Below are 11,983 nucleotides of genomic sequence, written 5' to 3' on the forward strand. Positions count from 1 at the left end.
CACCTCTTCCCATCCCGAACAGAGTAGTTAAGCCCGTTAGCGCAGATGGTACTGCTGTATTGTGGGAGAGTATGTCGTCGCCTTCTTCTTTAAAACCCTTCATCATAAAGATGGAGGGTTTTTTTATGCAATAATGTGAAGCAAACTTAAGTTAGATTCATCCTTCACATTGACTTGCGCCTTTGCTGATTTCTTTCCTCATAATGTACATTAATCCCAATTACTTCAATTTTAGGGCAATTGCCGTATTGAAACGAAACACTCCTCTTCTTAGTTTTATCCTTCAATTATTAACCTAATCTCAATAATATGAATGGATTTAAGTTTTTTAAACAGTGTTTTTTGTTACTGGCACTCTTCAGTTTAACCTTATCAAGTTGTTCTAAAGATGATGATGAGAATGCCTCCGGCGATGGTGGTGGAGAAATGACTGCCAATATTAGTGGCGTGGGTTCTTTCAAGTCATTTCCAGCATCATCCAACGCTGTAAAACAAACTATTGCCTCCACAAGCACAATGCTGGTTGTACAGGGTACTAATTCCGATGGTCATGGCATTACTATGACAATTATGGGATATACCGGCGAGGGAACCTATGATTTCACTTTTGGATCTGTTAACTCAAGTTCTGCGATTTACACGAAAACCGATGTAAACAATCCTATGGATACTCAAAGCTGGTCTTCCCAGTATATGACTGGATCCACAGGAACTATTACTATTTCAGAAGAAACAGATCAAGGTGTTGAAGGAACCTTCAGCTTTAAAGGCAAAAACGGAAATGACGACACTATAAAAACAATTTCTGAAGGTAAATTCAACGTTAACTTTTTTTCCAATTAAAGAATTATGAAAAGGATCATCGTATTATTTATTATTGCAGTCTTTGCAACCAATACAATTCACGCTCAAAGTCTAGGTGATTATAAACCCTGGATTACTAAATATGGAACTAAAAATTTTAAGGATGCCAATCAAAAAGTTTATATAAGTGAATTCAATATTCATTATCAAATCTTTAATGAAGTAATAGATTTCAAACAAGGTGGAAAGATGTTCCATACTGGTGTGAAAGGAGATGCTACTGCGGAACTTGCTGTGGGTCTAGGCGGTGTTAGTGAGGAAGCGCTGATAGCCACTACAGATAAGTTATACCAGGAATTTACCGAGTTACTCCGAGCAAAAGGATTTACCATCTTATCCTCCGCAGATGCTGCGAATATCGAAGCTTATTCCGGCTGGGCTAAGTCTACGGGAGGTGAAGTAAGAAAATCTACTATCCCGGGAATCGTGACTGTTAGTCCTACTGGATATGACTACTATTACAAAGTGAATAATAAGGGAGAAGAGAAGAAAAAAAGCAAATTTGCCGCCTCCATGGGAAATATGAATGACAAAAATGTTTCAAAGGAACTTAACGATGCTATTGTAGCGAATGTAAATCTATATGTGATTTTTGCCGATTATGGTAGTGGTTTTGCCCCTGGTGGTGCCAAGGTCAAAATTAAACCAGATCTGAGATTGACAGATATTTATACTGTGGCAAACAAGAAAACTAAGGGTTTTAGGTTTAAAGGTTCACAAACGACAGATAACGTAAATAGTAAGATCACCTTCTTTTCAGGTAAAATGGGAATGAATGCCAAGGCTAATTTTATAGGAGCGCTTAAAAAGCCTATAGAAATAGACGGAGTGGTAAGCGAAGATAAATTAGTAACATCTGCCTACGGAGATATCGACATGGTTGGTACATCGAACGCTTATTATAAAATCTATAGTGCCGAATCTAAAAACGTAAGTGTTCTAAAGACTCTGGAAGTTGATGGTGCTAAATATGCAAATGGAAGCTATATGGCCTGTAAAAAGATGCTGCTTGACCAAACCAATACTTTTCTCTCCAGCTTTTAACCTTCGAGTTTATTCAAACAGGGCCGATTTCTTCTATCGGCCTTTTTATTTTTTACAGCTATGCCAGTGATAATCATATTATGCTTTCTTCTCCTGTTAGCGATCGCCTCTGAGTTAAAAAAAAATAGAATATCCCGGCAGGCATGCAACACAGATATGAGTAACCTTCAATCACGAATTTTGTATCTGGAAGCACTGAAAGATCGTAGGGAAAACTGCCTGAGGCAGTATAATTTACTGAAATTCAATATTTCAGCTGTAATTAATTGTTTGAATAGTTTAAATTAGTAATCAACTAACCAATCAATTTTCTTATGAAGCAACGATTACTGCTCGTAATTTTTGTTTATACCTTAAACACGATGTTCGCTCAACAACAAGCGAAAATAGATTCTCTGAATTCCCTTACTCTCCAAAATTCAGCAATTTCCTCAGATTCTTTGTTAAAAATTTTTCAGCTCAATCTTGAGAATTCCAAGGTACTGGAATACGATAGTGGTATTGCGGGTTCTTACTGGCAGCTTTCAACCTTACATGCATACAAAGGCGATCTTGATATTTCTATAGACTATATGCTGAATTCGATCAAAGTTTACGAAAAGATTGGTGATATGGAAAAAGTGGCAGATGGTTACGGGGAGCTGGGATACCGCATGAAAAGGGAAGATCTGGATAAGGCCCAGGAATACATGTTGAAGGGTAAAAGGATTGCTGAAGAGCACAATTATGAAATGGTAATGAGCCGTATTTATAACAATTATGGTGTTATTAAAGAGATGAAGGGGCAGTTGGATAGTGCTGAATTTTATTACAGAAAAGGTCTTAAAAAAGTTCTTAAAATAGATTTTAAAATCGGTATTCCTTATAGTTATAGCAGTCTGGCCGGAATTCTGGCGCAGCGAGGTGCATATGACAGTGCAAGATATTATTTTGAACAGTCTAGATCATTACGTATCGATATTCAAGATCGTAAAGGAATTGCTGAAAATTATACCCAGATTGGAGAGGTGTATCTCGAAGAGGGCAATCCGTCTTCAGCTATCAAAAGCTTTCGTCAGGCTATTCCATTAGCCCTGGAAGAAAATTATAATTTCCTGGCTCAGTATACCTATCAGAAAATGTCTGAAGCATTTAAATTCAGGAATAATACGGATTCTGCATTATTTTACCTTGAAAAGTATAATGTCTTTAAGGATAGTATCAACTCCATTGACGTGAAGGAGAAGATTGCGGAATTGAATGTGGAGTTTGAAACGGAGCAGAAAGAAAATGAAATTTTAGCACAACGGGCGAAACTGGCCGAAAATGAACTTCAGCTTCAGAAAAGAAATTTTATCATCGCTGGAATTTTAATTCTTACAGCACTTTTAGCCGTACTGGCTTATCTGGTTATTAAAAGACAAAAATCAGAAAAAATAAGGTTGAAAAAAGAAGGTGAACTACAAGTAGCGATCGCCGAGCTGGATACACGTAATAAACTAGAGAAGCAACGTCTAAGGATAAGCCGCGATTTGCATGATAATATAGGCTCTCAGCTAACGTTCATCATCTCAAGCCTGGACAACCTGAAGTACAGACTTAAGGATTCTGATGCGATCATACTAAAAAAAATCGATCAAATTTCTACATTTACTTCCACCACCATCAATGAATTGCGGGATACCATCTGGGCAATGAACAAAGAAACTATTACCAGAAATGAATTGCAGGATCGATTGAAAGACTTGATCTATCAAGCCAAACAGTCCAGTGAAATGATTGATTTCGAACTAAACTTTGATCCTGGTCTATTGAAGATTGAATACTCAGCATTAGACGCCATAAACATGTATCGTATAATCCAGGAATCCTTAAACAATGCGATTAAGTATTCAGAGGCATCGACAATTAGTGTAGAGGAGATCTTGAATGATTCTCGTATTGAATTTGTCATAAAAGATAATGGAATTGGTTTTGATCCTGATGACCATGCAAATGGCTTCGGGTTGCTTAATATGCAGAAACGGGCAAAGGAGAGTAACATCGACCTGGAGATCTGGTCACGACCTGAAAAAGGAACAAGGATTACTCTCCAAAAATAGGTAAATTGACGTATTGTAAGTAAACAGTAGTCCTGCTAGATTTAGATATCCAATTATTGGGGATTTGGATACACCTAATTCCGCAGGTACTAATAACCTGCGGAATTTTTCGAATGAAGAATATCAACTTAGCCATATTAGACGACAATATTTTTCTCATCAAAGCTCTTGAAGAGAAGATATCATTCTTTGATGATTTACATCACAAATTTTCCTTTACTAAAGGCCAGGATTTGCTAGAAAAATTAGATGAAAACTCCAACCTGGACTTAATTCTTATGGATATAGAAATGCCAGGATTAAATGGCATTGATTGTACGATGCTGCTCAAACAAAAATTTCCTCACATAAAGGTTTTAATTCTCACAGTATTTAATAATGACGAATATATTTTTAATGCAATAAAAGCAGGAGCAGATGGATATTTCTTAAAGGATACGAAACCAGAAGATCTTTATAAGGGAATCATAGAAACTATCGAAGGTGGTGCTGGCATGACCCCTGCCATAGCAAAAAGAACTTTACATCTACTAAGAAATCCTCAGGCGATTAAAAATAAAAAACTTCAGGAAAAGGTTTCTTTGTCTAAACGGGAAATCGAAGTTCTGGAATATTTAGCAACTGGTTTGAGTACAACGGTCATTGCTGATCGGCTGTTTCTTTCATCAAACACTGTTCGAAAGCATGTAGAAAATATCTATAAAAAACTTCAGGTACATTCCAAGATTGAGGCAGTAGATGTTGCCAGGAAATATAACATTATATAATTGCCAGGATCTACAGGGTACAGCAGTCCTTTATAGAAATGAATTAATTTTTTAAAAAGTCTTCAAAATCTTCTAAAAACTCTTCCATCTTCAACATATTCTCCGCAAGAAATTCTTTTACCTCTGGCCAGTCTTTCTGGCGATGTATATTGACTCCTTCTTTTTCTACAAAAATTCTTGAGATCATTTTACCTTCCGGTAATTCGTATTCTTTTTCATACTGAATATTGGGAAGATAAGATTCGTTAAGAACCGTTTTTAGTGATTCTAATTTTTCGAAGTAGTAACTTCTGATAAATTCATCCTGGTCGATGATATCAAGCGATACCATGGCAAATTTTCGTGTAAAGCAAAATTTTAATTGAATCTCCTTTATTTTGGTATTGTACAAAAGCCATTTAAGAGAAAACTCTTTACCGAAGCTGGTCCAGAATTCCTGTCTGATCTTTTTTGATTCTTCGTGGGAAAACATATTAGATAAAATAAGCAAGTAAAATCCCTAATATTATAACTCCCAGTTTAGAAGCATTGAAGGAATGATTTTTAGAGGATTCAAATAGGATCGTAGTAGATACATGAAGAAAAATACCAACAACTACTCCGTTGATCTCATCAGCATATTGGCCAATTTCAGGAATATTGTTTTTGAGCCAGTTTCTAAGGGGCGTCATGGCAGCGAATAAAGCCAAGAATATAAAAACCTTTGGTTTGCTGAGTTTACTCTGTATCAGGAAAACTGAAAGAATTGCTGCAACGGGTATTTTGTGGATTACAACGCCATGCAAAAGGTGATTATCATGATCCATAGGAAAACCTTCAAGCAAAGAATGTACACTCAACTATAAGACAATAAACGGTCAGATTAAGTTTTATGTCCAAAAAAACAGCCACCATAAATGGTGGCTGTTTAAGTCTAAACAATTAGAACTAGTCATTCTGAATAAAATCTTCTCCGAATTTAATCTCACGTAGATTTGATATTTCCTCTTCTCTGAACATTCTGGATTTAATAATAAACCTCAAACCAAGTGGTATTTCCAGCGAAAAACTTGATCCTCTGCCTTTTGTTACATCAACTGTAAGATGAGTATGTTTCCAGTATTCAAACTGATCCTTGCTCATAAAGAATTCGCATCCATGCACGGTTCCAAGCCAGACATCATTTTCATTGAGAAGGAGATCCCCTTTTTCCAGACACATCGGAGAGGAGCCATCACAACATCCTCCACTTTGATGAAACATTAAATCTCCGTGACGTTCTTTCAATTTGTCAATCACATCAATCGCTTCTTCCGTTATATCTACACGATTTATCATATGACTAGAAAAACCCCATTGCTTTTTTATCGTAGGATATCAGCATATTTTTAGTCTGTCTATAGTGATTAAGCATCATCTTATGGTTTTCTCTACCTATACCAGATTTTTTATAGCCTCCAAATGGAGCATGAGCAGGGTAATTATGATAGTTATTAACCCAAACTCGACCAGCTTGAATTGCTCTTGAAATTTGATATGCCTGGTGCATATCCCTTGTCCATACACCTGCGCCTAAACCATATAATGTATCATTAGAAATTTCTATAGCTTCAGCTTCATCCTTAAAAGTTGTAACACAAAGAACAGGTCCAAAGATCTCTTCCTGGAAAACCCTCATCTTGTTATTTCCTTTAAGTATAGTTGGCTGTACATAATATCCACCATCCAATCCTTCGTTGTAGGCAGCTTCGCCACCTGTAAGTACTTCACATCCCTCTTCTTTTCCAATTTTGATGTAGTTCAGAATTTTTTCATATTGATCGTTGGAGGCTTGTGCTCCCATCATAGTTTCTGGATCTAACGGGTGACCTAATTTAATTGCTTTCGTACGTTCGATAACTCTCTCAATAAATTTGTCATAGATACTTTCCTGAACCAGCAACCTTGATGGGCAGGTACAAACTTCACCCTGATTCAGCGCAAACATTACAGCTCCTTCTATACATTTATCGAAAAAATCATCGTCCGCTTCCATAATGCTTTCGAAAAATACATTTGGTGATTTCCCTCCTAATTCGAGGGTTACAGGCGTAATATTCTTTGAGGCATATTGCATGATTAGTTGACCGGTCGTTGTTTCACCAGTAAATGCAACTTTATCAATTCTTGGACTTGAAGCCAGTGGTTTTCCTGCTTCAGCACCGAATCCATTTATTATATTTAGCACACCAGCTGGTAGAATATCCTGGATCAATTCCATCCAAACCATAATTCCAACTGGTGTTTGTTCCGCAGGTTTTAATACCACACAATTACCAGCAGCCAAGGCAGGTGCTAGTTTCCATGCAGCCATTAGAATAGGGAAATTCCATGGGATTATCTGTCCAACTACACCCAATGGCTCTGTAACATTCACACATACGGTATTCGAATCCAGTTCTGCAACCGATCCTTCTTCAGCACGAATAACTCCTGCGAAATATCTAAAATGATCCACTGCAAGAGGAAGATCTGCTGCAAGAGTCTCCCGAACTGCTTTACCATTATCCCAGGTTTCTGCTCTGGCGAGATCTTCAAGATTGTTTTCCATTACATCTGCTATTTTCAGTAATAGGTTACTTCTATAAGCGGCTGAAGATTTATTCCATTCTTTTGCGGCTTCCCAAGCAGCATCTATTGCTTTATTAACATCATCTTCTGTGGATCTTGCAACTTTTGTGAAGCTATTCCCGTCGACTGGTGAAATACTTTCAAAGTATTCACCTTTTACGGGAGCAGTCCATTTCCCTCCAATAAAGTTATCGTAAGTGTCTTTAAATTCTGGTTTTTGAATTCCTTTCTTTTCTGTGGTTTGTGTTGTGCTCATGATCTGAATTTTAAGGTTATAAGAAACTAGCAAACGACCAAATTCGTTGCTTCTCAAAGTTATACAGTTGTTATATTAAATCCCTGAACTATTCTATTGATATGTTGAACTATCCTTTAAAAACTGATATATCTTTAAAAAAACCTGCACAAATTTGTATATTTAATACATTATCCTACTATACAATATCAATAGTTTATTTATATGCAGTTGTCTAATAAGTTTTACGGGAGTCGTAAATTGCAAAGCCTTGTAGAAAATCAAACCTCTTATACACTCAATAATGCCGCTTTACATATTTTCGAGACACATGCCCAAGCTGAGAAGGTAATTCTTGAGTTTGATCAACCGGTTCTCGCCAGTATGCTAAAAGGTAAGAAGATAATGCATTTAAGAGAAAGGCAAGCTTTTGATTTTCTACCTGGGGAATCTCTTATCCTACCGTCAAAGGAAGTTATGTGTATAGATTTTCCGGAAGCAAGGTCTAATAAGCCTACACAATGTCTCGCTATAGCTATTTCTGAAGAAAAGATAAAAAGTGTGCTTGACAAAATGAACGATCAAATGCCCAAAGCTGATGGTCTAGAATGGAGTCTTATGGATTATAATTTTCATTTCACCAACGACCTTGGAATCTACCAGATCTTACAAAGATTGATGTTCCTGTTTACTGAAGAGCATCCTTCCAAAGATCTTTTTGTTGATAACATGCTGGAAGAGCTCATTATTAGAATTCTGCAAACCAATTCCAGGAAAATCTATACTGAAAAAAGTTTTGGTTTAGTAACCAGTAACCGGTTGGCGTATGTAGTAGAATTTATCAGGTCTAATCTGAGCTCTTATATTTCTATAAGTGAATTGAGCAGGATGGCTTGTATGAGTGAATCTAATTTCTATCGTGTGTTTAAAAATGAATTAGGAGTTTCACCTATTGATTTTATAAATAATGAGAGAATTAAACTTGCGGTAAGCCTTCTACAAGACAAGAGGAGAAGTATTAAGGAAATTTACCAAGAGTGTGGTTTCGAGAGCCGCTCCTATTTCAACCGGGTCTTTAAATCTAGAAAAAATATGGCACCTGGCGATTATCAATCCAGGATTCAATTGGATGCTTAGAATTAACTTTTGATATAATCATTGAAATCTTCAAAAAACTCTTCCATCTTCAACATATTCTCCGCGAGAAATTCTTTTACCTCTGGCCAGTCTTTCTGGCGATGTATATTGACTCCTTCTTTTTCTACAAAAATTCTTGAGATCATTTTACCTTCCGGTAATTCGTATTCTTTTTCATACTGAATATTGGGAAGATAAGATTCCTTTAGAACCGTTTGTAACGATTCTAATTTTTCGAAGTAGTAACTTCTGATAAATTCATCCTGGTCGATGATGTCAAGCGATACCATGGCAAATTTTCGTGTAAAGGAAAATTTTAATTGAATCTCCTTTATTTTGGTATTGTACAAAAGCCATTTATGAGGAAACTCTTTACCGAAGCTGGTCCAGAATTCCTGTCTGATCTTTTTTGATTCTTCATGCGAAAACATATTAGATAAAATAAGCAAGTAAAATCCCTAATATTATAACTCCCAGTTTAGAAGCATTGAAGGAATGATTTTTAGAGGATTCAAATAGGATCGTAGTAGATACATGAAGAAAAATACCAATAACTACTCCGTTGATCTCATCTGCATATTGGCCAATTTCAGGAATATTGTTTTTGAGCCAGTTTCCAAGGGGCGTCATGGCAGCGAATAAAGCCAGGAATATAAAAACCTTTGGTTTGCTGAGTTTACTCTGTACCAGGAAAACTGAAAGAATTGCTGCAACGGGTATTTTGTGGATTACAACGCCATGCAAAAGGTGATTATCATGATCCATAGGAAAGCCTTCAAGCAGTGAATGTATGCTTAAACTAATAAGGAGTGTAATTGGAAATGATGCAGAATTTTTGTTATGATGCATGTGACCATGTTCGGCGCCTTTGGATAGAAATTCCAGCACGATCTGCAATAGAAGTCCCAGCATGATAAAAACACCAATATCCTCATTAGGAGAGCTATAAACTTCCGGAAGCAATTCCAGTACAGTAACCGATAAGAGATAGGCTCCACTAAAAGCCAGCAATAATTTAAAACCCGAAGAACTTCCTGGTTTTAAAAATACTGAAATGATATATCCAGCGATGACAGCCAGGATGGGTAACAGGTAAATATATAAGCTTTCTGGCAACTTGAAATTCAATTAGGACAGGAACCAAGGTTTAGATTGAAGTATCCTGTAAATATTATAGTATGGGGCAAAATTACTTTATTTTTGTGGTTCTTTAAAGCAGTACTATGGATAACTACAGAATGATCGCCAAGACTTTATTTGGCTTCGAATCGATATTGGCAAAAGAACTTTTGGATCTTGGCGCAATGGATATCAAAGAGGGTAACCGAATGGTGAGTTTTGTTGGTGATAAAGGCTTTATGTACAAGGCCAATTTATGTCTGCGCACCGCTATTAAAGTTTTGAAGCCATATGAAAGCTTCAAAGCAAATTCTGAACAGGAACTTTACGATAATATCAAAAAACTACCATGGGAGAAATTTTTAGATGTGGAAGGTAGTCTTGCTATAGACTCCGCTGTGCATTCTGATATTTTCACGCATTCACAATATGTAGCTTTAAAATCCAAGGATGCAATCGTAGACAGATTCAGGGAGAAATTTGGTAAAAGACCAGATGTGGATCTTGATTTTCCAGATCTACGAATTAACATTCATATCGAGAATAACTTCTGTAATGTATCCTTTGACAGTTCTGGAGATAGTCTTCATAAACGAGGTTATAGAACTGCAACCAATATTGCGCCAATCAACGAGGTGCTTGCCGCGGGCATGTTATTGATGTCTGGATGGGATGGACAATGTGACTTTTTAGATCCTATGTGTGGTAGTGGAACCATTCCAATCGAAGCAGCTATGATTGCGTGCAATATTCCTCCAAATTTAAACCGAAAGGAATTTGCCTTCGAAAAATGGAATGACTGGGATGAAGATCTTTATGAAAAGATTGAATCTTCAGCAATGAAGAAGGTGCGTGATTTCCATTTCAAGATCAGAGGTTATGATAAGGCTCCTTCCGCAGTAATGAAAGCGAAGGATAACGTGAGCAATGCGAATCTGGGTGATTTTATTGAAATTGAACAGAAGAGCTTTTTCGAAAGTGTAAAGCAGAATGAGGGTTATCTTCATATGCTTTTCAATCCCCCGTACGGTGAGCGACTTGAGATCGATATAGAAGATTTCTACGGAAAGATAGGGGACACCCTGAAACAAGGATATCCTGGTACCCATGCTTGGTTTATTGCTACCAATTTTGAAGCGATTAAAAGTGTTGGGCTGAGAGCTTCCAGAAAGATAAAATTATATAACGGACCACTTGAAGGACGTCTTCTGAAATATGTACTCTACGAAGGTTCGAAGAAGAAGAGTAAGCAGGAAGATTAATTCCTTGCTTTTTTATAGAATGGGATCATGTAACTAATGGAGTAGCCAAAACCTGCTCCAAATTCACTGGCATCATAAGTTCTTCCAAAACCGGGAATCGCAAGATTATCCAGATTATTAGGTTCGCTCTGACTAATTCTTCTCTTGAGCTGAACGTTAGCAGATAAGTATAGATTATTAATTATCTCCACCTTGATACCTACCATAACTTCAGCCCAGCTTGCCGTAAGTCCGGTAGATTCAATTTCTTCAGTATTGGTATTTACACCATAATAATCTGTCGAAGTATAGATAGTATATTCTTCCAGTGTTTGTGAGAAAGTGGCGAAACCATAACGAACACCCACAAAAATAACATTTTGCATATCCAGCCAATTCTCATAGGCATTGTAATCTCCACCCAGCTTTATATAGCTTCCATTGGATAGGGTTTGAATATTATCCCCTTCAAAAGTTATCTTTTCGTTTCCAAGTTCTGCAGCAAAATAAAAATTGTCGTAGAAACGATAGTCTCCAACTAATTCAATACCACTATAATTGTCATCAAAGACACTTCTTATGGGTTTACTAATATCTACTCCAACCCGAATCCCGTACTTTTCATTGTAATTTATGGTATCCTTTATGCTAGATTGTTCCTGAGCGCTTGAAAGGAGTGACGTGCAAAAAATTAGAATGAAACTAGAAAAATATCGAAACATGGGCATTATTTTGATCGTCAATATTAGTTTCCAGAATCTGTATGTTTTGCATCCAGGAATCGTCTTCGCCACCTTCTAAATTTACCTTTAAGCCAATGTAATTAGCTTTATAGGCGCAGGCACGATTTAAATATTCCTCCTGGACGGTATATGAAAAACGTAGAATATCTGTGTTTTGCGCATT

The 11,983-nt window shown here is 36.8% G+C and carries 14 protein-coding genes and 1 rRNA gene; 7 read left to right on the forward strand and 8 right to left on the reverse strand.

The annotated features are described in order from the left end of the window. The 5 genes from rrf to ACNI3T_RS00025 form a co-directional block, all read left to right on the forward strand. Positions 1–86 (forward strand): 5S ribosomal RNA (rrf, locus tag ACNI3T_RS00005); the annotation flags it as partial. A 223-nt stretch (positions 87–309) separates the two neighbouring features. Further along, positions 310–843 carry a DUF6252 domain-containing protein gene (locus ACNI3T_RS00010; RefSeq protein ID WP_418226058.1) on the forward strand — a complete coding sequence of 178 codons (534 nt, stop codon included), beginning with the start codon at positions 310–312 and terminating at the stop codon, positions 841–843. Between the two features lie 6 nt (positions 844–849). Next, on the forward strand, positions 850–1,908 hold the full coding sequence (locus ACNI3T_RS00015) for a hypothetical protein (RefSeq protein WP_418226059.1): 1,059 nt from the start codon (positions 850–852) through the stop codon (positions 1,906–1,908). Positions 1,909–2,222: 314 nt separating this feature from the next. Further along, positions 2,223–3,989: a tetratricopeptide repeat-containing sensor histidine kinase gene (locus ACNI3T_RS00020; protein WP_418226060.1), complete on the forward strand. Its 1,767-nt coding sequence runs from the start codon at positions 2,223–2,225 to the stop codon at positions 3,987–3,989. Between the two features lie 113 nt (positions 3,990–4,102). Beyond that, a complete protein-coding gene (locus ACNI3T_RS00025; protein ID WP_026915020.1) occupies positions 4,103–4,756 on the forward strand; it encodes a response regulator in 654 nt (217 codons plus the stop codon). A gap of 43 nt (positions 4,757–4,799) precedes the next feature. Here the strand turns inward: ACNI3T_RS00025 and ACNI3T_RS00030 are convergent, their stop codons facing one another. The 4 genes from ACNI3T_RS00030 to ACNI3T_RS00045 form a co-directional block, all read right to left on the reverse strand. Next, a complete protein-coding gene (locus tag ACNI3T_RS00030) occupies positions 4,800–5,228 on the reverse strand; it encodes a DUF4268 domain-containing protein (RefSeq protein ID WP_418226061.1) in 429 nt (142 codons plus the stop codon). A gap of 1 nt (position 5,229) precedes the next feature. Continuing rightward, positions 5,230–5,595: a ZIP family metal transporter gene (locus ACNI3T_RS00035; RefSeq protein ID WP_418226062.1), complete on the reverse strand. Its 366-nt coding sequence runs from the start codon at positions 5,593–5,595 to the stop codon at positions 5,230–5,232. Between the two features lie 88 nt (positions 5,596–5,683). Next, positions 5,684–6,073: a DUF779 domain-containing protein gene (locus ACNI3T_RS00040; RefSeq protein ID WP_035695828.1), complete on the reverse strand. Its 390-nt coding sequence runs from the start codon at positions 6,071–6,073 to the stop codon at positions 5,684–5,686. A 4-nt stretch (positions 6,074–6,077) separates the two neighbouring features. After that, a complete protein-coding gene (locus ACNI3T_RS00045; RefSeq protein ID WP_418226063.1) occupies positions 6,078–7,601 on the reverse strand; it encodes an aldehyde dehydrogenase family protein in 1,524 nt (507 codons plus the stop codon). Positions 7,602–7,805: 204 nt separating this feature from the next. Here ACNI3T_RS00045 and ACNI3T_RS00050 point away from each other — a divergent pair, with 204 nt between their 5' ends. Next, a complete protein-coding gene (locus ACNI3T_RS00050) occupies positions 7,806–8,717 on the forward strand; it encodes an AraC family transcriptional regulator (RefSeq protein ID WP_418226064.1) in 912 nt (303 codons plus the stop codon). Positions 8,718–8,719: 2 nt separating this feature from the next. Here the strand turns inward: ACNI3T_RS00050 and ACNI3T_RS00055 are convergent, their stop codons facing one another. Both ACNI3T_RS00055 and ACNI3T_RS00060 read right to left on the reverse strand, forming a co-directional pair. Beyond that, positions 8,720–9,148, reverse strand: coding sequence for a DUF4268 domain-containing protein (locus ACNI3T_RS00055; protein WP_418226065.1), 429 nt, complete (start codon positions 9,146–9,148; stop codon positions 8,720–8,722). Position 9,149: 1 nt separating this feature from the next. Next, the gene (locus ACNI3T_RS00060; protein WP_418226066.1) at positions 9,150–9,833 is read right to left on the reverse strand and encodes a ZIP family metal transporter; all 684 of its coding nucleotides are present in this window, start codon (positions 9,831–9,833) and stop codon (positions 9,150–9,152) included. 107 nt (positions 9,834–9,940) lie between these two features. Here ACNI3T_RS00060 and ACNI3T_RS00065 point away from each other — a divergent pair, with 107 nt between their 5' ends. Next, a complete protein-coding gene (locus ACNI3T_RS00065; RefSeq protein ID WP_418226067.1) occupies positions 9,941–11,098 on the forward strand; it encodes a THUMP domain-containing class I SAM-dependent RNA methyltransferase in 1,158 nt (385 codons plus the stop codon). Here ACNI3T_RS00065 and ACNI3T_RS00070 read toward each other — a convergent pair. Both ACNI3T_RS00070 and ACNI3T_RS00075 read right to left on the reverse strand, forming a co-directional pair. Beyond that, a complete protein-coding gene (locus ACNI3T_RS00070) occupies positions 11,095–11,799 on the reverse strand; it encodes a DUF6048 family protein (RefSeq protein WP_418226068.1) in 705 nt (234 codons plus the stop codon). The genes ACNI3T_RS00065 and ACNI3T_RS00070 overlap by 4 nt on opposite strands. Further along, a partial coding sequence (locus tag ACNI3T_RS00075; protein ID WP_418226069.1) for a DUF6452 family protein occupies positions 11,780–11,983 on the reverse strand: 204 nt, incomplete at its 5' end. The genes ACNI3T_RS00070 and ACNI3T_RS00075, both read right to left, overlap by 20 nt.

The sequence above is a fragment of the Christiangramia qingdaonensis genome (assembly GCF_048381525.1).
Lineage (GTDB): Bacteria > Bacteroidota > Bacteroidia > Flavobacteriales > Flavobacteriaceae > Christiangramia.